Genomic DNA, 20,035 nt, shown 5'->3' with positions numbered 1-20,035 from the left:
CGGGTTCAGGGGAATTCGCCGCGACGGGCGAGGTCTTTGGCCGACACGAGCGCGCCGACGTCGGGGCGATGCGAAGTGGTGGCCAGCGCGGCGAAGGCGTTCGCGATCACCTGGTGCTGGTCCTGCCCGCGGACCGCGAACGGGTTGGCGGTCAGCCTGCCCGCCGCGATGAGCCGGGCGACGTTGTTGCGGATCTCGGACCGATCGGTGGGATGACACTCGGCGTCGAGGTTGACCAGTTCGTCGTACAGCTCCGCGTGCGGCCGTTCGGGCGGCAGGTCGTCCGGCGCGTTCAGAACCAGTTCGAGTTTCGCGACCCACTCCGCGTGCGGGATCCGGTTGAACTCGCGCTCGAAGAAGGTGACCACCTCGCTGATGTCGCCCAGCGCGAGGTTGCAGTAGGCGAGGCGCACCGGATCCTGCGCGGTGTCCGGGTCGTCGCGCAGTGCCTTGAACTGGCCGGTGTAGGTCGGTCCGTCCCCGTCGCCTCGCCTGGCCAGCGCGGACACCAGGTTCGCGGCGATCCACGGATGCAGGGCCGCCTGGTCGTCGGTCGTTCCGGCCGAGTTCTTCGCCGTCACCCACAGCGCGGTACGCAGTTCGGTCAGGATCCGCCCGACGTGCGGCTGGTCGATCCGGCTCTGCGCGGCGTCGGGGATCAGCCAGGGCGCGGTCGCGAAGGGGGCGGCGGTCACGAAGTCGTCGATGTGGACGTCGTCGAGATGTTCGGTCAATCCCAGCTCGGTGAGCCTGCGGTAGCACGGATCCTGCTCACCGCGCGGGTCGGTGGTGAGCACGTCACGGTCGCCTTCCCGCACGTCGCTCGCCCGCAACTGTCCGGCGAGCTGCTCGATCGCCGAGGGCAGTCCACCGGTCGCCCGGTGCGCGAGCCCGACCTTCGGGGTTCCCACACCGGAATCGAGGACACGTGCGATCAGTCCGATCGGCTGAGGCGCGAGCCGGACCGGGTAGTAGGGCGATTCGAGCACACCAGGGCCCGGGTTCGCCCAGTCGTCGTACGAGGCTTCCTCGCAGTCCGCCACCGGCCGGACGGTGCGCGGCGCGCCGGACGCGGGTTTCCACGGCGCCAGCCAGGCGGTGCCCCAGTCGTCGTGCCATCGCCCGCTGGTGGCGATGACCAGCAGCGCGTCGTGGGCCTCGCGGTCGTTCGGATGCTGGACGGCGAAGCGTTCCCGAGCGGCGATCAGGTCGGCGAGGAATTCGGTCCCGCCGGCGTGGTCGACGTCGTCGAGCGCCACCACCCAGTTGTGCCAGTGCCTGCGCCGCGGCGAGATGTCGCAGGCACAGGGGCTCTTTTCCTCCGGCTTGGCCAGCCGCGGATGGTTCTCCCGGACGTCGCCGAGGAAGGCCGCCATCAGCCACTCGGTGACCGCCTTCGCGTCACGGGCGCTGCCGTGCGCGAGCCGGTTGAGTTCGAGCAGCGCGTCGAACGGTGTCCTGCCCTCGGCGTTCGGGAAATCGGCCAGTGACCGCAGCGCCTTGCCGAGCCTCGGCCGGATGTTCCGGACCAGATGCGGGAACGTCTGGCGGAACACCGCCGCGTACGACGGCTCGACGAGACCGGTGGCCTTCGCCGTCTCGGTCAGCGTGTCGAGCAGCGTGTCCATCGACGGCGTCCAGCGGATCCCGTGGAAACTGTTGATCAACGCCTTCAGCTGACTCAGATCTTCGTCACGATTCCGGCCGGAAAGCTCTGCCTGGACTGCGATCAACGCAATGGTGAAACGAACGAACTGCGGTTTCGGTCGATTCCGCCATTTACTCGACAACGAATAGGCCAGTTTCGTGAGCACGTCGATGGTGCTCGCCCGGCCGCCGTGCCCGAAATCGAATCCGGCGTGCACGACACCCCAGCCCAGGTCGCGACGGATCGCCTCCAGCGCCGTGGTCTTCCCCGAACCGACCGGCCCGAGCAGCAGCGTCACCGGCTGTGGGCGGGACGGGTTCCCCGTCTCGCGGTTGATCAGCATTCTCCGGGCGAGCTGCACCGCGGGAGAATGTCGGCCCACACTCATTTTTCCTGTTCAGCCCCTAGCAGTGATCCGGAAGGGAGAGAGAGTGCGGACCATCGTAGGTACTTGATCGGGGCCGGAACACCGGAAAAGCTCAGAGCAGACACGAAAGGACGAAATCAGGCGTGAATCGTAATTCTTGATCGACGGTCAGCGATAACGCCGATCACCCGAATGGCGCTACCCGCCCCATTGCGGCTGACGACCGCCGGGATATCCACCCCGATAGCCGCCGCCGTAGTACCAGTCGTAGTAGTCCCAATACTGCTCGCGCTGATCGGCGCGGGGATCCCGCGGTTGCTCGGGAGGCGCGACGGGCGTCGGTGTGGGAGACGGTGTCTCCGAACCGTTCATCGACGCCGTCAGCGGCGGCGGAGGGGCGACGCTGCCGCCCGGCGGCCCTGACGGGACAGGCGAAGGCACCGCGTCGTCCGGGACCTCGACCGCCTGTGGGGCGATGGTCAGCAACGGCGGTGGGATCGGCGTCCCCGGGATGACCTCGGCCGAGTCGGCCGGAACGAGCAGCACGGCCAGTAAGCCGCCGATGAAGAGACCGCCGGCGGAGAGCGCGGAGATCCGCCGGAGCTTCCCGCTGCCCGCGACTTCCGGGGCCCGGTGCTTCGGCCCGCGTGGCCCCCGGCGACGGGGTGCCGCACCGGCTTCCCGCATCAACTCGCTCAGGGTATCCCCACCGTCTTCGCGGCGAGCCGTGCGTGCCATCGGCATCTCCAAACCCCGGTCCGTCGCGTAGCGCGACGGCCTCATCCCGGGGTGGATCCTAGGAACACGGCAGCCGGTTGTAAACGGTGTCGTCCATAGCGGACAGACGATCCGGCCGGAGGTCAGGCGGCGGCCGTGACGGCCAGCGCCGCCTCGCCGGCCTCGGTCAGCTCGGCGGGGACCCGTCCGGTGACGGCGGAGAGACCGGTGGACTCGGCGGGACGGATGTAGCCACCGTGCGCGAGGGCGTGCGCGGTCATCTGGTCACAACAGGCGAACCCGTCGATGAAGAGATCCGGCTCGCAGCTGCACGACATCTGCGCGCGGCGGGCCGCGACCGCTCGCAGCATCGCCATGGCTCGATGGGACAGTTCGACCTCTGAACCGGACACCGGTCTGGACCTCTCTCGATCAGCCACCTGAATCAGCAGCACTTACACCGTGTTATCGGTCGCTGCTCCATCAGTGTTAACAAGATCTCAGACGTTGTCGGTGACTTCTTGGTTCCGTGAGATTTTCGTGGCCTTCGCGGGAGCCAGGGTCGGTTCCAGTACCCGCGCCCACTGGGCGACGATCTGCTTGCGGCGCTTCGTGTCGTCGGTCAGCAGATTCGCCAGCCCCAGGCCCCGGGCGAGATCGAGAGTGGCCTGGACCAGCTCACGAACACCCTGGTGGGACTCGTCGACACCGAGGAGCTCGACGGTCACCCGGTGCGCCTCTCGGCCGACGCGCGCCTCCAGCGGCACCAGGGTCGCGCGCAACGCCTCGTCGGTCGACGCCGCGACCCAGAGGTGGAGCGCGGCACGGAACATCGGCCCGCTGTACAGATTGAGCACCATGTCGACGGCCCGTTCGATCCGCGACCGTCCGGACGGCAGTTCGGCCGCCCGGGAGCGCAGCTCCACGATCTGGATCTCGCCGACGTGCTCGACCGCCGCCGCGACCAGGTCCTCCCTCGTCGGGAAGTGGTGCTGCGCGGCACCGCGCGAGACCCCGGCGCGTTCGGCGATCAGCGCGACGGTGGTCCCGTTCCAGCCCAGCTCGCCGATGATCTCGACGGCGGCCTCGACGAGCCGCCGCCGCGTGGTGCGGCTGCGCTCCTGCTGTGGTTCGCGGATCATGGCCCTGATTCCGGGGTACGGCCATCCACCCAGAAATCGAGCTGCAGGTCTTCCTCCCGCTCGCCGATGCGGTACTTCGAGAAGTCCGTGACCCCTTCGGCGGCGAGGACATCGTCGTCGAGGTAGAAGTTCCCCGACGCCTCGCGGCTCGGTTTGGTGAGGATCGCGTGCGCCGCGTCCGCCATGATCTCCGGCGTCCGCGACTTCGCCGCCAGTTCGGCGCCGACGACGTTGCGGATGGCCGCGGTGTCGATCGTGGTCCGCGGCCACAGCGAGTTCGCCGCGATCCCGTACGGCCGCAGTTCCGCGGCGAGCCCGATGGTCACCAGGCTCATCGAGTACTTCGCGATGCTGTACGCGAGATGCCCGGCCTGGAACCACTTCTCGTCGAGGCTGATCGGCGGCGACAGGGTCAGGATGTGGGCGTTCTCCGACAGTTTCAGGTACGGGATGGCGAGTTTCGACAGCAGGAACGAGCCGCGCGCGTTGATGTCCTGCATCAGGTCGTAGCGTTTCATGCTGACCGATTCGGTCGGCGTCAGGTCGATCGCGCTGGCGTTGTTGAGCACGATGTCGATGCCGCCGAACTGCTCCGCGGTCCGGGCGACCGCCGCCTCGACCGAGGTGTCGTCGCGGACGTCGCCGACGATCGGCAGCGCCTGGCCGCCGGCGTCCTCGATCGCCTTGGCCGCGGTGTAGACCGTGCCCGGCAGTTTCGGATGCGGCTCGGCGGTCTTGGCCAGCAGGGCGATGTTCGCGCCGTCGCGGGCGGCGCGGACCGCGATGGCCTCGCCGATCCCGCGGCTGCCACCGGAGATGATGATCGTCTTGCCGTGGAGCGTGCTCATCGTCTCCGCCTCCTCTCAGTGTTCGTTGGTGAACCCGCGACCGCGATCGCGTCGCCGGAGCGCAGCTTCGAAGGTCACCAACGTCGGATACCGCGGAGCGCCCCGCCGCCGCGATAGCGGGGGTTCACGTCGTGGTCGGTCAGCTCCGTGGTTCGCATCGTCTCCGCCTCCTCTCAGTAAGACCGCGGCAGGCCGAGGCTGTGCTGGCCGACGAAGTTGAGCACCATCTCGCGGCTCACCGGCGCGATCCGGCCGAGGCGGACGGCCGTGACCAGCGTGCCCAGCCCGTATTCGCTGGCGAGGCCGTTGCCGCCGTGGGTCTGCACGGCCTGGTCGACCGCGCGGATGGCGACCTCGGCCGCGGCGTACTTCGCCATGTTCGCCGACTCGCCCGCGCCGAAATCGTCACCGGAGTCGTAGAGCGACGCCGCCTTCTGCGTCATCAGCTTGGCCAATTCCAGCTCGATCTTGATCTCGGCCAGCGGATGCGCGAGGCCCTGGTGGGTGCCGATCGGCGCGCCCCACACCTTGCGCTCGTTGGCGTAGGAGACGGCCTTGCCCAGCGCGTAGCGGGCGATGCCGAGCGAGAACGACGCGCCCATGATGCGTTCCGGGTTGAGCCCGGCGAACAGCTGCGCGATCGCCGCGTCCTCCTCACCGACCAGCGCGTCGGCGGGCAGGTGGACGTCGTCGAGGAACAGGCCGAACTGCTTCTCCGGCGAGATGATGTCCATCTCGATCTGCTTGTACTCGAAACCGGGCGCGTCGGTCGGGACGGTGAACAAGGCGGGCTTGAGCTTGCCGGTTTTCGCGTCCTCGGTGCGGCCCACGACCAGGACGGCGTCCGCCTCGTCGACGCCGGAGATGTAGACCTTCCGTCCACTGAGGACCCAGCCGTCGGCGTCACGTTTCGCGGTGGTGGTGATCTTGTGCGAGTTCGACCCGGCGTCGGGTTCGGTGATCGCGAAGACCATCCGCCGGGTGCCGTCCGCGATCCCGGGCAGCCAGCGCTTCTTCTGCTCGTCGGTACCGAAGCGGGAGATGACCGTGCCGCAGATCGCCGGTGAGACGACCATGAGCAGCAGCGGGCAGCCCGCCGCGGCCAGTTCTTCGAGCACCGCGGCGAGATCCGCGATCCCCGCTCCCCCGCCGCCGTACTCCTCCGGCAGGTTGACGCCGAGGTAGCCCAGCCGCCCGGCCTCCGCCCAGAGTTCTTCGGTCTTGAGCCCGGCGCGGGCTTGTTTGGCGTAGTACTCGTGCCCGTACTTCTTGCCGAGTTCGGCGACCGCCGCCCGCAGCGCGACGCGCTCCTCGGGTTCGGTGAAGTTCATCGCGTTCATTCGTTCTCTCCTACCACCGCGAGGATCGTGCCCACTTCGACCTGTTGTCCGACGACCACCGGGAGTTCCGTCACGACGCCGTCGGCGGGCGCCGCGATCCGGTGTTCCATCTTCATCGCTTCCAGCCACAGCAACGGATCACCGGTCTTGACGGTGTCACCGGCCTCGACCGCGAGCCGGACGACCGTTCCCGGCATCGGCGCCACGAGCGAACCGGCGGCGAGTGCCGCGTCCGGGTCGGTGTACCTCGGCACCACGCCCAGTTCGACGGTGCCTTCCGGCGAATCGACGTACACGGTGTCGCCGTACCGGGCGACGGCGAACTTCCGCCGCACCCCGGAGACCTCCAGGACCACGCCGTCGTTTCCGGCCGAAACCAGCTCCACGCCTTCGAAACCCTCGGCGCGCAGACCGTCACGGCCGAGGGTGTAGCCGATCTCGATCTCGTCGTCGCCTTGACGGAAACGTTTGCGCTGCCCCTGGGAGTGGACGTTGCGCCAGCCGCTCGGCAACCGTCGCTGCACCCGGGCGGCCGAGCGGTTCGCGGCCGCCCCCGCCAGAGCGGCGGCGAGCGCGGAAATCCGTACGGTGTCCACAGTGGCCAATGGGCGGGCGAGCGTTTCCAGGCCGTGCCGGTCGAAGAACGCCGTGTCGGTCTCGCCCGCCAGGAAGGCCTCATGGCGCAGGACGTTCACCAGCAGGTCGCGGTTGGTCACCACACCGTGGATCTCGGCACCGGCCAAGGCCCCGGCGAGGGCGCGAGCCGCGCTCCGGCGATCCGGGGCGTAGGCGATCACCTTGGCGAGCATCGGGTCGTAGTGCACGCCGACGGTCTGGCCGCTGACGAACCCGGAGTCAAGCCGGACGCCCGGGCCGACTTCGAATTCCCGCTGTGCCGCGGGAACCTCGAACCGGTGCAGGGTGCCGCTATGCGGCTGCCAGCCCGCCGACGGGTCCTCGGCGTAGAGCCGGACCTCGATCGCGTGCCCCCGTGTCTCCGGCTCCTCGATCGGCAGATGCTCGCCCTCGGCGATCCGCAGCTGCAAGGAGACGAGGTCGAGTCCGGTCGTGGCCTCGGTGACCGGGTGCTCCACCTGGAGCCGGGTGTTCATCTCCAGGAAGTAGAACCGCCCGTCCGGACCGGCGAGGAACTCGACCGTGCCCGCGCCGACGTAGTCGATCGCCTGCGCGGCCTTGCGCGCGGCATCGAACAGCGCCTCCCGCATGGGTTCGTCGACGAACGGGGACGGCGCCTCTTCGACCACCTTCTGGTGGCGGCGCTGGATCGAGCACTCCCGCTCCCCGACCGCCCACACCGTGCCGTGGGTGTCGGCGAGCACCTGGACCTCGATATGCCGCCCGGTCTCCAGGTACCGCTCGCAAAACACGGTCGGGTCACCGAAGGCCGACGCGGCCTCCGCGCTCGCGCCTTCGACGGCCTCGGCGAGTTCGCCGAGCGAGCGCACGACACGCATCCCGCGGCCGCCACCCCCGGCGGAGGCCTTGACCAGCAAGGGAAGGTCGGCTTCGGTGACCTCGGCCGGGTCCAATTCGGACAGGACCGGGACACCGGCTTCGGCCATCATCCGCTTGGACTCGACCTTGGAGCCCATACTCTCGATGGCCTCCGGCGGCGGCCCGATCCAGGTGAGTCCGGCGTCGAGGACGGCGCGGGCGAACGCGGCGTTCTCCGAAAGGAAACCGTAGCCGGGGTGGATCGCGTCGGCGCCGGTCTCGACGGCCGCCTTGATCAGCAGTTCGGCGCGGAGATAGGTGTCGGACGGCGCGTTCCCCGGCAGCCGGACGGCGACGTCCGCCTCGGCGGTGTGCGGGGCGTCGGCGTCCGCGTCGGAGAACACCGCGACCGTGCCGATCCCGGCGTCACGGCAGGTGCGGAACACGCGGCGGGCGATCTCACCACGGTTGGCGACCAAGAGTTTCTGGATCACTTTCGGCCCCTACATCCTGAAGACGCCGAAGCCTTCGGCGCCCTTCACTGGTCCATTGTGGATCACGGACAGGCTGAGCCCGAGCACCGTGCGGGTGTCGCGGGGATCGATGATCCCGTCGTCGTAGAGCATCCCGGAGAGGAACATCGGCATCGACTCCGCCTCGATCTGGCCCTCCACCATGGCGCGCATGGCGGCGTCGTGCTCCTCGTTGTAGTCCTGCCCGCGCGACGCCGCAGCAGCACGGGCCACAATGGACAGCACGCCCGCCAGCTGTTGCGGCCCCATGACCGCGGATTTCGCGCTGGGCCAGGCGAAGAGGAAGCGGGGATCGTAGGCACGGCCGCACATGCCGTAATGCCCGGCACCATACGAAGCGCCCATGAGGACCGACAGATGCGGGACCTTCGAATTCGACACGGCGTTGATCATCATCGCGCCGTGTTTGATGATGCCGCTCTGCTCGTACTCCTTGCCGACCATGTAGCCGGTGGTGTTGTGCAGGAAGACCAGCGGCGTGTCGATCTGGTTGGCCAGCTGGATGAACTGCGCCGCCTTCTGTGACTCCTCGCCGAAGAGCACGCCCTGTGCGTTGGCGAGGATGCCGACCGGGTAACCGTGGATACTCGCCCAGCCGGTCGCGAGACTGCTGCCGTACAAGGGTTTGAACTCGTCGAAGTCGGAACCGTCGGCGACCCTGGCGATCACCTCGCGCGGGTCGAAGGGCACCTTGAGGTCGGCGGGCACGATGCCGAGCAGGTCCTCGGCGGAGTACAGCGGCTCGGCGTAGTCCGGCTTCGGCGTTGGGCCCTGCTTGGTCCAGTTGAGCCGTTTGACGATACTGCGGCCGAGCCGGATGGCGTCTTCTTCGTCCGCCGCGAGATAGTCGGCGAGACCGGAGGTGCGGGCGTGCATCTCGGCGCCGCCGAGTGATTCGTCGTCGGACTCCTCACCAGTCGCCATCTTGACCAGCGGCGGGCCGCCGAGGAACACCTTCGCGCGTTCCTTGACCATCACGACGTAGTCCGACATGCCGGGCAGGTACGCGCCGCCCGCGGTGGAGTTGCCGAACACCAGCGCGATCGTGGGCACCTTCGCCGCCGACGAGCGCGTGAGGTCGCGGAAGATCCGGCCGCCCGGGATGAAGATCTCCTTCTGCGTCGGCAGATCCGCGCCGCCGGACTCGACGAGGTTGATCACCGGCAGGCGGTTCTGCGCGGCGATGTCCGCGGCGCGGTAGCTCTTCTTGGCCGTCCACGGGTTGCTCGCCCCGCCTTTGACCGTGGGGTCGCTCGCCGAGATCATGCATTCCACACCTTCGACGACGCCGATCCCGGTGATCACGCTGGCGCCGACCTGGTAATCCGAACCCCAGGCGGCCAGCGGCGAGAGTTCCAGGAACGGCGAGTCCTCGTCGAGGAGGAGTTCGATCCGCTCGCGGGCGAGCAGCTTGCCGCGTTTGCGGTGCCGGGCGACGTACTTCTCGCCGCCGCCCGCGATGGCCTTGGCGTGCTCGGTGTCGATCTCGGCGAGTTTGCCGAGCATGGACTCGCGGTTGGCGGCGAATTCCTCGCTCCGCGTGTCCACAGTGGACCTCAGGGTGCTCATGCGGTGTATCCCAATCGCTTCGCGGCCAAGCCGGTGAGGATCTCGTTGGTGCCGCCGCCGATGCCGAGGATGCGCACGTCACGGTAGTGACGCTCCACTTCGGCCTCACGCATGTAGCCGAGTCCGCCGTGCAGCTGCACGGCCTCGTTGACCACCCATTCGGCGGTCTCGACGGCGGTGTTCTTCGCGAAACAGGCTTCGGCGATGACCTCTTCGCCCGCGACGTGACGCTGGGCGACCTGGCGGGTATAGGTCCGGGCGACGTCGATCTTGCGCGCCATCTCGGTGAGCTTGTGCTGCACCAGCTGACGCGAGATCAGCGGACGGCCGAACGTCTCCCGCAGACGGCACCAGTCCAGCGTCAGATCGAGTGCCCGCTGTGCGTGCGCGTATCCCTGCACGGCGAGCGAAACCCGCTCGGTGACGAACTGCGTCGCCACCTGGGCGAAACCGCTGTTCTCGGCGCCGATCAGGTTTTCGGCGGGCACACGGACGTCCACATAGGACAATTCGGCGGTGTCCGAGCAGAGCCAGCCCATCTTCTCCAGCTTGCGGGACACGGTGAACCCGGGTGTCCCGCGTTCGACGACGATGAGCGAGATCCCGTGCGCGCCGGGCTCGCCGGTGCGGACCACGGTGGTCACGAAATCCGCGCGGCAGCCGGAGGTGATGAAGGTCTTGGCGCCGTTGATGACGTACTCGTCGCCTTCGCGTACCGCGGTGGTGCGGATCCCGGCGACGTCGGAGCCGCCGTCGGGTTCGGTGACCGCGAGCGAGCCGATCTTGTGGCCTTCCAGCGTCGGCCGGACCCAGCGTTCGATCTGCACCGGATCCCCGGCGGCCGCGATATGCGGGACGGCGATGCCGCAGGTGAACAGCGAGGCGAACAAGCCGCCGGAGCCACCCGCGTAGTGCAGTTCCTCGGCGATGACGACGGCGTCGAGGTAGTCGCCACCCCCGCCGCCGACCTCCTCGGGGAAGCCGACACCGAGCAATCCGAGTTCCCCGGCCTTGCGGTGCAGTTCGCGCGGCAGCTCGCCCGCGCGCTCCCAGTCCTCGAGGTGCGGCAGGATCTCGGTTTCGGTGAAGCGCCGGACGGTCTTGCGCAGCTCGACGCGTTCCGGCGTGGTGAAGAGGTCGGTCACAGCAGGGCCTCCGGGATGTCGATCTCGCGCGAGCGCAGCCATTCCCCGAGCGCCTTCGCCTGCGGGTCGAACCGCGCCTGCGACGCGACGCCCTCGCCGAGGATGCCTTCGACGACGAAGTTGAGCGCCCGCAGGTTCGGCAGGAGATGACGCCGGACCTCCAGCTCCGCGGTCTCCGGGAGCAGCAACTTGAACTCGGTGACGGTGAGCCGGTGCGCGAGCCAGCGCCACGCCTCGTCGGACCGCGCCCAGACACCGACGTTCGCGCTGCCGCCCTTGTCCCCGCTGCGGGCGCCGATCACCCTGCCGAGCGGTGCCCGGCGGACCTGCGCCTGGGTATAGGGAGCGGGCAGGCCGTATTCATCCACATCGGACAGAGCCAGCGTGTCGGTGGCTTGCGCGATGTCGCGGCGCGAACCGTCCGGCAGGACGGCGACGTGCGGAACCGCTCGCGCGTCGACGAAAGCGGCTCGGTAGACGCCGTAGGGCGAGGCGGCCGCGGGTGGCGCGGTGACGTGGAAGCCGGGGTAGCTGGCCAGCGCGAGTTCGATCGCCGCGCCGCTGAAGGCCCGTCCGGCGACCTCCGGGTCCGCGTCCTTCACCGCGACGTGCAGGAGAGCGCTCGCCCGCTGTTCGGTTTCGGCGTCCGCGTGGTCGGTACGGGCCAGCGTCCAGCGGATCTCCGACGGCGGGCGCGCCTTGAGCGCGCCTTCGAGTTGCTCCTTGACCAGAGCGGCTTTCGCTTCGATGTCCAGTCCGGTGAGGACGAACGTCGTCTCGTTGCGGAAGCCGCCGAGGCCGTTCAGGCAGACCTTGAGTGTCGGTGGCGGTGGTTCGCCGGTGACGCCGGTGATCCGGACGCGATCCGGGCCGTCCTCGGTCAGGGTCAGCGTGTCGAACCGCGCCGTGACGTCGGGGCCCGCGTAACGGGCTCCGGTGATTTCGTAGAGCAGTTGCGCGGTAACGGTTCCGGTGTTCACCACGCCGCCGGTGCCGGGGTGTTTGGTGATCACGCTGGAACCGTCGGCGGAGATCTCGGCGATGGGAAATCCCGGGACACCGATCTCGTGTTCGGTGAAGAACGCGTAGTTGCCGCCGGTGGCCTGCGCGCCGCATTCGATCACGTGCCCGGCCACCACCGCGCCGGCGAGCGCGTCGTAGTCGTCGCGTGCCCAGCCGAAGTGCGCGGCGGCCGGACCGACGATCACCGAAGCGTCGGTGACGCGGCCGGTCACCACGATGTCGGCGCCCGCGTTCAGGCATTCCGCGATCCCCCACGCGCCGAGATAGGCGTTGGCGGTCAACATCTTGCCGAAACCGAGTTCCTCCGCGCGCTGGATCAGATCGTCACCCTCGACGTGCGCGACGGCGACATCGATACCGAGTTTCGCGGCCAGTTCGCGCAGCGCGTCCGCGAGCCCGGCGGGGTTGAGCCCGCCGGCGTTCGCGACGATCTTCACACCCTTTTCCTTGGCCAGCGCGAGATTCTCCTCCATCTGGCGGAGAAACGTCTTGGCGTAGCCGCGGTTCGGGTCCTTCATCCGGTCGCGGCCGAGGATGAGCATGGTCAGTTCGGCCAGGTAGTCGCCGGTCAGCACGTCGAGCGGACCACCGGTGAGCATCTCGCGGACGGCGGAGAAGCGGTCGCCGTAGAACCCGGACGCATTGCCGATCCTGATCGGGGCCGCCGTCATGCGAACTGCCCCGGCCGCCGTCCCGCACCGGGAGGACCGGCGAAGGCCTGCGCGATCCCGAGCCATTCCTCGACGTCCTCGCCGGTGGCGACCAGGTCGGTGTCGTCGGGATGACGGCGCTGGGTGACGACGAGACAGAAGTCGACCGCGCTCCCGGTGAGGCGCTGCCCGGCGTCCTCGGGCCCGAACGCCCAGGTGGTGCCGTCGGGCGCGGCCAGCTCGACGCGGAACTCCTCGGCGGGCGGGGCGAGCGAGTTGAGTTTGTAGGCGAAATCGCGGGTACGCGTTCCGAAGCGGGCGATATGCCAGATCCTGGCCGTGTTCTCGTGCGGGAGACCGAGCGCGTCGAAGATGTCCTGGCCGTGGGCCCAGACCTCCATGAGCCGCGCCGTCACCATGGATGCCGCGCTCATCGGAGGGCCGTACCAAGGGATTTTCTGCCCGTCGGGCACCGCGGCGAGCGCGTCGGCGAGTTCCGCGCGACCCGCACGCCATGCGGCCAGCAGGTCGCGGGGCGGTTTCCTTGCCCCCTCTTCGGCGCCCTTGTCGACGTAGGTCTCCCCCGTCGCGAGCAGCCCTTCGATCTCGGCCTGCCAGTCGGCTTCGGAGCCGCGCGCCGCGATCAGCGCCTTCCTGTCCGTCCAGGCCAGATGGGCTATCTGATGGGCGATCGTCCAGCCTTCGGCCGGGGTCTGCCGCGCCCAGTCCGACGCGGGCAGTTCCGCCACCACGTCGTCGATGGCCTGCGATTCCGCCGCGAGATCCCCAAGGATCACGCCAAGGTCAGCCATGCCCGCCTCCTCGCGTCCAGCCAAGGCTCGCACCACTCGACGGAAAAATCAAGCACGCCTGATTGTTTTACCCGCCGGACTGAAGGGCGCTTTCCCCGCATGCGATGCGGGGAAAGCGCCCTTCACCGCGTAAGACCCCTACCTCACTGGCCCGGGCGGCTGAACTCTTCGATCAGGACGGGGTACTGCTCCCCGCCGTGCCCGGCGGCGATCGCGCGGTCGGCCATCGCCTTGAGCAGCTTCGGCAGTTCAGCGTTGACCCCGAGCGCCTCGCTCTCCTCGACCAGATGCGCCATCGCCCGCACATCGGTCTCCAAGGCCGACACCTCCGCGGGGAACGCGCCCGCGTCGATCTGCTCGGCGTACCCGGGCAGCCAGCCGGCGACGCCGACGGCGATCTGTTGCGCGAACGGCGCGTAGGTCGCGGCATCGACACCGGCGGTCCGGAGCATCGCGGTGCCCTGCAGCCACGCGTTCAGGACGCTCCACATCATGACCAGGCCGGCGACGTCGTACAGGGCCGCCAGCCCGTGATCCTCGCCGAGGTGGGAGATCGTGCCGAGCGCGCCGAGGTCGACGTCCGGCTCCGGCCCGCTGAGCAGGATCACCGCCTCCTCTGTCCCGATCGACGACGGGATCGCCATGATCGCGCCGTCCAGGTATCGCGCACCCCGCTTTTCGGCCCAGGCGGCGGTTTCCCGCGCTTGAGCGGAGTCGCCCGAGGTCAGGTTGACCAGGGTCGTGCCGTCCAGTCCAGCATCGCCGAGGAGGTCACGCACGGCCGAGTAGTCGGTGAGGCACAGGATCGTCACCCCACCCGAACCGAGCGCGTCGCCGATCGTGGGCGCGAGCCGGGCGCCGTCGGCCAAGAGCGCGTCCGCCTTGGCCGCGGTCCGGTTCCACACGGTCGTGGGATGCCCTGCCGTCAGGAACGCGCGGGCGAGCGCGGTGCCCATGAGGCCGAGGCCGATGATCGATACCGGGGTATTCGCGTTGTCAGTCATGGCAGCATCGTCGACGTTGATACCGGTATGAAGGTCAAGGGGATTTCGGTGCGAATCGGGGAATTGAGCAGGCGGACGGGCGTCAACACCCATCAGCTGCGTTACTACGAGGCCCAAGGTCTCCTGGAGGCGGACCGCGCCACGAACGGCTACCGCGAGTACGACGAGACGGCCTTGCTGCGGGTCAAGCAGATCCGCCACCTGCTCGCCGCCGGCCTGTCGTCCGAGGACATCGCGTACCTGCTGCCCTGCGCGATCGGCGAAGAGCCGGAGCTGATCGGCTGCCCCGAGTTGCTGGCCGCGATGCGGGAACGACTCGGACGGCTGGACGAGCAGCTGGCCAAGATCGCGCGGTCCCGCGACGCGCTGGCCGGGTACATCGACGCGGCGGAGCGGACAGGCGCGAAGACCTACCCCCCGCTCGAAGGTGCCGCGTGAGCGAGGAAGCCATCCAGCTCAGGGAGCAAGGCACCGACGAGGCCCGCCTGCGGCTGATCGAACTGACGGAACAGCACCCGCGGGACGCCGTGATCGCCTACCAGACGGCGTGGGCACACGACTCCGCCGGCCTGGAGGCCGAAGCCGCCCCCTTCTACGAAAGGGCGCTGGCGGGCGAAGGGTTGTCCACAGAGGACAGACATGGCGTGTTCCTCGGACTCGGCAGCACGTATCGCGTACTCGGCCGCTACGGCGAAGCGCTCAAAACCCTGCGCCGCGGCCTGGACGAGTTCCCGGACGACGCGGCGCTGAGGACGTTCCTCGCGATGGCGCTCTACAACGTCGGCGAAGCGCGCGAGGCCGCGGGAACGCTGCTGAAGGTGCTCGCCGCGACCAGCGCCGACGCCGGGGTCCAGCGGTACCGGCGGGCGGTCGAGTACTACGCGGACCACCTGGACGACGTCGAATAGAGCCTTATTGACATCTTGTCAACACTGCCGGGTTGCCTTACCTTCACGTCATGAGCGCGTACGCCGAAATCACCTACGAGGTCGCCGATCGCGTCGCGACGGTCACGCTCGACCGGCCGGAGGCCCGCAACGGGTACACCATCCGCATGGCCGACGAACTCGGCGACGCGATGGACCGCGCCGACCGCGACGAGGACGTCCGGGCGGTGATCCTCACCGGCAACGGCAAGGACTTCTCGGTGGGCGCCGACCTCTCGCAGGGCGGTTTCGACTTCGACCCGGAGACCGGCCCGGACGCGGCTTGGCAGGAACCGGCCGGGCGCTGCTCGAAGCGGATCTTCACGATGAACAAACCGGTCATCGCGGCCTTGCGGGGCGCCAGTGTCGGCGGCGGCCTCACGATCACGCTGTCCTGCGATTACCGGCTGGCGTCCACCGATTCCCGCTTCGGCTTCGTGTTCGTCCGCCGCGGCATCTACCCCGAAGGCGCGTCCGCGTGGTTCCTCCCCCGGCTGGTCGGGATGGGCACGGCACTCGACTGGATGATCAGCGGCCGCGTCTTCGGCGTCGAGGAGGCGAAGACCGCCGGGCTGGTACACAGTGTTCACGAGCCCGGCGAAGTGCTCGGCAAGGCCCGCGAGCTGGCCAGGGAGATCGCCGCGACGACGGCGCCGGTCTCCGTCGCGGTGACCCGCCAGCTGCTGTACCGGATGGCGAGCGCCGCGTCGCCGTTCCCCGTGCACGAACTGGACTCCCGGCTGATCGGCGGTCTGGGCGCCAACCCGGACGCCGTCGAGGGGGTCATGTCCTTCCTGCAGAAACGACCACCGGAGTTCTCCATGCGCGTCGACACCGACCTGCCCGACTACCTGCCGTGGCGGAACGCATGACCGCCTATCCCCCGGAACCGTGGAACCTGGCCGGCCAGGCGTACCTGTCGGTCTTTCGTGTGCCGGTGAGCGAACTTCCCGAGCTCCCCGAAGGCGCCGAGCCCGTCGTGATCGGCGGCCGCGCCCAGGTCTTCGCCGCCTGGATCGACTACCAGGAGCCCGGTCAGCTCCAGTACCACGAACTGCTGGCGACGGTGGCCGTCCGCGGCGAACGTCTCTCCAGTTCCATCACCGACATCTGGGTCGACAGCGAGGTCTCGCTCGCCGGCGGGCGGGCGCTGTGGGGCATCCCGAAGGATCTCGCCGCGCTCGACTTCACCCATGGGCGGACCTTCACCGCCTCGGCGGCCACTCACGAGGACTGGATCGCGACAGCCGCTTTCACCGCCCGCCCGAGCCTCCCGGTGAAGCTGCCCGCCGCCTTCGACGTCGTCCAGATGCTGGACGGCCGTCTCAAACGGAGCCCCGTCCGTGCGACGGCGCGGCCGCGCCCCGCGGCCGCCGACTGGAAGATCAACGAGGCCGGGCCACTCGGCTTCCTCGCCGGTCAGCGGCCCGTCCTGAGCGCTCACCTGCGTGATTTCACGATCGTTTTCGGCGGCTGACCAGCCGCTGAGCGTGATCGTCTAACCCGGCAGGGTGAGCCAGCGACACGCCACCCATTGGGGCACGTGCAGCCTCCGACCCCTACATGTAGTCTCTGGGAACCGACATCGCCCAGCGACGGGGAGACCGCTCGGGAGCGGTTGTCGGACAGCTTGATGAACCCGCAGCGCACGGCCTTGTGAGGCCTTGTGGTGCTTCAACGCGCCCTTTTGTAGAGACCCAGTGGAGTGACGCATGTCAGTGGAAACCGGTCAGCGGCCGCCCTCGTCTTCGGACACGACGCCCGCGACCGTGCGAGTCATCCGGCGGGACGGCAGCGTGTCCCCTTTCGACGCGAACAAGATCTCGGTCGCCGTGACCAAGGCCTTCCTCGCCGTCGAGGGCGGTGACGCGGCCGCCTCGTCGCGGATCCACCACCTGGTCAAGGAACTGACCGAGCAGATCGAGACCACCCTGCTCCGCCACGCCGGTCCCGAGACCGCGCTGCACATCGAGCAGATCCAGGACATCGTCGAGCTGGCGCTGATGCGCGGCGAGCACCACAAGGTCGCCCGCGCCTACGTCCTGTACCGCGATGAGCGCGCGAAGGCCCGTGAGGCCGAGAAGCCCGCCTCCTCCGACGTCGCCATCAGTGTCAAGGCGGCCGACGGCACGCTCCGCCCGCTCGACTGGGCCCGCGTCTCGCACGTGGTCGGCGAGGCCGTCGCCGGACTCGAGGACGTCTCGGCCGAGCCGGTGCTGGCCGAGGCCAAGCGCAACCTCTACGACGGCATCAGCGCCGACGAACTCGCCCTCGCCCAGATCATGGCCGCGCGCGTGCTCGTCGAGCAGGAGCCGAACTACTCCTACGTCAGCGCCCGGCTGCTGGCGGACAAGCTCCGCGGCGAGGCGCTCAGCTACCTCGCGGGCGTTCCGCAGCAGGCCAGCCAGGACGAGATGACCGCGCGGTACCCGCAGTACTTCCGGGACTACCTCAAGCGCGCCATCGAACTGGAGCTGGTCAACCCCGAGCTGCAGACCTTCGACCTGGACAAGATCACCTCGGCCATCCGCGCCGAACGTGACCTCGACTTCGGCTTCCTCGGCCTGCAGACGCTGTACGACCGGTACTTCCAGCACCACAACGGCGTCCGTTTCGAGCTGCCGCAGGCGTTCTTCATGCGCGTCGCGATGGGGCTGTCGATCCGCGAGGACAACCGCGAAGACCGCGCCATCGAGTTCTACGAGCTGCTGTCGTCGTTCCACTTCATGGCGTCCACCCCGACGCTGTTCAACTCGGGCACCACCCGCCCGCAGCTGTCGTCCTGCTTCCTGACCACGGTGGACGACGACCTGGACTCGATCTTCCAGGCGTACAAGAACAACGCGCTGCTGGCGAAGTACTCGGGCGGTCTCGGCAACGACTGGACCCCGGTCCGCGGCCTCGGCGCGCACATCAAGGGCACCAACGGCCAGTCGCAGGGTGTCGTGCCGTTCCTCAAGATCGCGAACGACACCGCGGTCGCGGTGAACCAGGGCGGCAAGCGCAAGGGCGCGGCCTGCGCGTACCTCGAGACCTGGCACGTGGACATCGAGGAATTCCTCGACCTGCGCAAGAACACCGGTGACGACCGTCGTCGTACGCACGACATGAACACCGCGAACTGGGTGCCGGACGAGTTCCTCCGCCGCGTCGAGGCCGACGCGCAGTGGACCCTGTTCTCGCCGAACGAGACCCCGGATCTGCACGACCTCTACGGCACCGCGTTCGCCGAGCGCTACCGCGAGTACGAGGCCGCCGCCGAGCGTGGCGAGATGAAGGTGTTCCGCAAGGTCCGTGCGGTCGACCTGTGGCGCCGCATGCTGACCATGCTGTTCGAGACCGGCCACCCGTGGATCACCTTCAAGGACCCGTGCAACCTGCGCTCGCCGCAGCAGCACGTGGGTGTCGTGCACTCGTCCAACCTGTGCACCGAGATCACCCTGAACACCACCACCGACGAGGTCGCGGTCTGCAACCTCGGTTCGGTGAACCTGCTCAAGCACGTCACGCCCGAGGGCCTCGACACGAAGCGCCTCGAGAAGACCGTGCGCACCGCGGTCCGCATGCTCGACAACGTGATCGACATCAACTTCTACACGATCCCGGAGGCGCGCCGCTCCAACCTGCGCCACCGCCCGATCGGGCTGGGCCTGATGGGCTTCCAGGACGCGCTGTTCGAGATCGGCGTGCCGCTGTCCTCGGACGAGGCCGTGCAGTTCGCGGACACCAGCATGGAGCACATCAGCTACTACGCGATCTCGGCTTCGACCGACCTCGCCGAGGAGCGCGGCCAGTACCAGACGTTCGAGGGTTCCTTGTGGAGCAAGGGAATCCTGCCGATCGACTCGCTGCAGCTGTTGATCGATGCCCGGCAGGGCGACGCGCTCGACGTCGACACCTCGTCCACTTTGGACTGGGCGCCGCTGCGTGAGCGGGTCAAGACCGTCGGCATGCGCAACTCCAACGTGATGGCGATCGCGCCGACCGCGACGATCTCCAACATCTGCGGGGTCGGGCAGTCGATCGAGCCGCTGTTCCAGAACCTGTTCGTCAAGTCGAACATGTCCGGTGACTTCACCGTGGTGAACCCGCACCTGGTCCGCTCGCTCAAGGAGCGCGGGCTGTGGGACGAGGTCATGGTGTCGGACCTGAAGTACTTCGACGGCAGCCTCGGCCAGATCGACCGCGTGCCCGACGACCTGAAGGCGCTGTACGCCACCGCTTTCGAGATCGAGTCGAAGTGGCTGGTCGACGCCGGTTCGCGGCGCCAGAAGTGGATCGACCAGGCGCAGTCGCTGAACCTGTACATCGCGGCGCCCAGCGGCCGCAAGCTCGACGAGCTGTACCGCTACGCCTGGCACAAGGGCCTCAAGACCACGTACTACCTGCGGGCGCGGTCCGCGACGCACGTGGAGAAGAGCACCCTGCGCGGCACCGACGGCAAGCTGAACGCGGTCTCGGCCACCCCGGCCCCGGCCACACCTTCGGCACCCAAGCCCGCCGCCGCCGCTCCGTCGCCCGCCGCTCCGTCGGCTTCCGCCGCGGTCTCGCCGTCGCCCGCCGCTCCGTCGGCTTCCGCCGCGGTCTCGCCGTCGCCCGCCGCCGCGGTCCCGGCCGTCCCGGTGACCGCCCCGGCACCGGCCGCCAAGCCGGAGCCGAAGGAGATGCCGAAGGTCTCGGACGTCGACTTCGTCGCCACCGACGGCGCCGCCTGCCGCATCGACGACCCCGACTGCGAAGCCTGCCAGTGACCGCCCGGTCGTGGGTGGGGTAAAGTGTTATAAACCCAAAAGACACAAACGACAACCAGTAAAAACACGAGTACTTAAGCAAAAATACCAACAAAATAAACTCAG

General features: G+C 68.7%; 17 protein-coding genes. 5 read left to right on the top strand and 12 right to left on the bottom strand.

The annotated features are described in order from the left end of the window. Nucleotides 1–5: 5 nt before the first annotated feature. The 12 genes from ACZ5ZX_RS28200 to ACZ5ZX_RS28145 all read right to left on the bottom strand — a co-directional run bounded on the left by ACZ5ZX_RS28200 (nucleotide 6) and on the right by ACZ5ZX_RS28145 (nucleotide 14,253). Nucleotides 6–2,009, bottom strand: coding sequence for a hypothetical protein (locus ACZ5ZX_RS28200; RefSeq protein WP_465504987.1), 2,004 nt, complete (start codon nucleotides 2,007–2,009; stop codon nucleotides 6–8). Nucleotides 2,010–2,213: 204 nt separating this feature from the next. Then, entirely contained in the window at nucleotides 2,214–2,753 is a 540-nt protein-coding gene (locus ACZ5ZX_RS28195) for a hypothetical protein (protein WP_465504986.1), read from the bottom strand. Nucleotides 2,754–2,875: 122 nt separating this feature from the next. Then, nucleotides 2,876–3,145 carry a hypothetical protein gene (locus ACZ5ZX_RS28190; RefSeq protein WP_037321108.1) on the bottom strand — a complete coding sequence of 90 codons (270 nt, stop codon included), beginning with the start codon at nucleotides 3,143–3,145 and terminating at the stop codon, nucleotides 2,876–2,878. 87 nt (nucleotides 3,146–3,232) lie between these two features. Then, nucleotides 3,233–3,874 carry a TetR/AcrR family transcriptional regulator gene (locus ACZ5ZX_RS28185; RefSeq protein WP_465504985.1) on the bottom strand — a complete coding sequence of 214 codons (642 nt, stop codon included), beginning with the start codon at nucleotides 3,872–3,874 and terminating at the stop codon, nucleotides 3,233–3,235. Further along, the gene (locus ACZ5ZX_RS28180) at nucleotides 3,871–4,722 is read right to left on the bottom strand and encodes an SDR family oxidoreductase (protein WP_465504984.1); all 852 of its coding nucleotides are present in this window, start codon (nucleotides 4,720–4,722) and stop codon (nucleotides 3,871–3,873) included. The genes ACZ5ZX_RS28185 and ACZ5ZX_RS28180 overlap by 4 nt, the downstream gene beginning before the upstream one ends. A gap of 173 nt (nucleotides 4,723–4,895) precedes the next feature. Continuing rightward, on the bottom strand, nucleotides 4,896–6,062 hold the full coding sequence (locus ACZ5ZX_RS28175) for an acyl-CoA dehydrogenase family protein (protein WP_083254969.1): 1,167 nt from the start codon (nucleotides 6,060–6,062) through the stop codon (nucleotides 4,896–4,898). Next, a complete protein-coding gene (locus ACZ5ZX_RS28170) occupies nucleotides 6,059–8,011 on the bottom strand; it encodes an acetyl/propionyl/methylcrotonyl-CoA carboxylase subunit alpha (protein ID WP_465504983.1) in 1,953 nt (650 codons plus the stop codon). The genes ACZ5ZX_RS28175 and ACZ5ZX_RS28170 overlap by 4 nt, the downstream gene beginning before the upstream one ends. Nucleotides 8,012–8,020: 9 nt before the next feature. After that, nucleotides 8,021–9,619 (bottom strand): acyl-CoA carboxylase subunit beta, encoded by a 1,599-nt coding sequence (locus ACZ5ZX_RS28165; protein ID WP_465504982.1) that lies wholly within the window; start codon nucleotides 9,617–9,619, stop codon nucleotides 8,021–8,023. Beyond that, on the bottom strand, nucleotides 9,616–10,764 hold the full coding sequence (locus ACZ5ZX_RS28160; RefSeq protein ID WP_465504981.1) for an acyl-CoA dehydrogenase family protein: 1,149 nt from the start codon (nucleotides 10,762–10,764) through the stop codon (nucleotides 9,616–9,618). The genes ACZ5ZX_RS28165 and ACZ5ZX_RS28160 overlap by 4 nt, the downstream gene beginning before the upstream one ends. Then, nucleotides 10,761–12,458 carry an acyclic terpene utilization AtuA family protein gene (locus ACZ5ZX_RS28155; RefSeq protein WP_465504980.1) on the bottom strand — a complete coding sequence of 566 codons (1,698 nt, stop codon included), beginning with the start codon at nucleotides 12,456–12,458 and terminating at the stop codon, nucleotides 10,761–10,763. The genes ACZ5ZX_RS28160 and ACZ5ZX_RS28155 overlap by 4 nt, the downstream gene beginning before the upstream one ends. Then, entirely contained in the window at nucleotides 12,455–13,249 is a 795-nt protein-coding gene (locus ACZ5ZX_RS28150; RefSeq protein WP_465504979.1) for a TIGR03084 family metal-binding protein, read from the bottom strand. The genes ACZ5ZX_RS28155 and ACZ5ZX_RS28150 overlap by 4 nt, the downstream gene beginning before the upstream one ends. A gap of 143 nt (nucleotides 13,250–13,392) precedes the next feature. Next, nucleotides 13,393–14,253, bottom strand: coding sequence for an NAD(P)-dependent oxidoreductase (locus ACZ5ZX_RS28145; RefSeq protein WP_465504978.1), 861 nt, complete (start codon nucleotides 14,251–14,253; stop codon nucleotides 13,393–13,395). Between the two features lie 48 nt (nucleotides 14,254–14,301). Here ACZ5ZX_RS28145 and ACZ5ZX_RS28140 point away from each other — a divergent pair, with 48 nt between their 5' ends. The 5 genes from ACZ5ZX_RS28140 to ACZ5ZX_RS28120 all read left to right on the top strand — a co-directional run bounded on the left by ACZ5ZX_RS28140 (nucleotide 14,302) and on the right by ACZ5ZX_RS28120 (nucleotide 19,930). Next, nucleotides 14,302–14,691, top strand: a complete 390-nt coding sequence (locus ACZ5ZX_RS28140; protein WP_465504977.1) for a MerR family transcriptional regulator — start codon at nucleotides 14,302–14,304, stop codon at nucleotides 14,689–14,691. Then, entirely contained in the window at nucleotides 14,688–15,161 is a 474-nt protein-coding gene (locus tag ACZ5ZX_RS28135) for a tetratricopeptide repeat protein (RefSeq protein WP_465504976.1), read from the top strand. Before ACZ5ZX_RS28140 ends, ACZ5ZX_RS28135 begins: the two co-directional genes overlap by 4 nt. Nucleotides 15,162–15,211: 50 nt before the next feature. Beyond that, the gene (locus ACZ5ZX_RS28130) at nucleotides 15,212–16,051 is read left to right on the top strand and encodes an enoyl-CoA hydratase-related protein (RefSeq protein ID WP_465504975.1); all 840 of its coding nucleotides are present in this window, start codon (nucleotides 15,212–15,214) and stop codon (nucleotides 16,049–16,051) included. Continuing rightward, a complete protein-coding gene (locus tag ACZ5ZX_RS28125; RefSeq protein ID WP_465504974.1) occupies nucleotides 16,048–16,656 on the top strand; it encodes an acetoacetate decarboxylase family protein in 609 nt (202 codons plus the stop codon). The genes ACZ5ZX_RS28130 and ACZ5ZX_RS28125 overlap by 4 nt, the downstream gene beginning before the upstream one ends. Nucleotides 16,657–16,891: 235 nt before the next feature. Next, nucleotides 16,892–19,930 carry a ribonucleoside-diphosphate reductase subunit alpha gene (locus tag ACZ5ZX_RS28120; RefSeq protein WP_465504973.1) on the top strand — a complete coding sequence of 1,013 codons (3,039 nt, stop codon included), beginning with the start codon at nucleotides 16,892–16,894 and terminating at the stop codon, nucleotides 19,928–19,930. The last annotated feature ends 105 nt before the right edge of the window (nucleotides 19,931–20,035 follow it).

It is taken from the genome of Amycolatopsis sp. NPDC033938, from assembly GCF_055575975.1.
This window is presented reverse-complemented; position numbering and strand designations above follow the sequence as displayed.

Coding starts and splice junctions, on each gene's coding strand:
- ACZ5ZX_RS28150 (WP_465504979.1), bottom strand. CDS start 13,249: ATGGCTGACCTTGGCGTGATCCTTGGGGATCTCGCGGCGGAATCGCAG.
- ACZ5ZX_RS28125 (WP_465504974.1), top strand. CDS start 16,048: ATGACCGCCTATCCCCCGGAACCGTGGAACCTGGCCGGCCAGGCGTAC.
- ACZ5ZX_RS28175 (WP_083254969.1), bottom strand. CDS start 6,062: ATGAACGCGATGAACTTCACCGAACCCGAGGAGCGCGTCGCGCTGCGG.
- ACZ5ZX_RS28120 (WP_465504973.1), top strand. CDS start 16,892: ATGTCAGTGGAAACCGGTCAGCGGCCGCCCTCGTCTTCGGACACGACG.
- ACZ5ZX_RS28180 (WP_465504984.1), bottom strand. CDS start 4,722: ATGAGCACGCTCCACGGCAAGACGATCATCATCTCCGGTGGCAGCCGC.
- ACZ5ZX_RS28195 (WP_465504986.1), bottom strand. CDS start 2,753: ATGGCACGCACGGCTCGCCGCGAAGACGGTGGGGATACCCTGAGCGAG.
- ACZ5ZX_RS28130 (WP_465504975.1), top strand. CDS start 15,212: ATGAGCGCGTACGCCGAAATCACCTACGAGGTCGCCGATCGCGTCGCG.
- ACZ5ZX_RS28145 (WP_465504978.1), bottom strand. CDS start 14,253: ATGACTGACAACGCGAATACCCCGGTATCGATCATCGGCCTCGGCCTC.
- ACZ5ZX_RS28155 (WP_465504980.1), bottom strand. CDS start 12,458: ATGACGGCGGCCCCGATCAGGATCGGCAATGCGTCCGGGTTCTACGGC.
- ACZ5ZX_RS28165 (WP_465504982.1), bottom strand. CDS start 9,619: ATGAGCACCCTGAGGTCCACTGTGGACACGCGGAGCGAGGAATTCGCC.
- ACZ5ZX_RS28185 (WP_465504985.1), bottom strand. CDS start 3,874: ATGATCCGCGAACCACAGCAGGAGCGCAGCCGCACCACGCGGCGGCGG.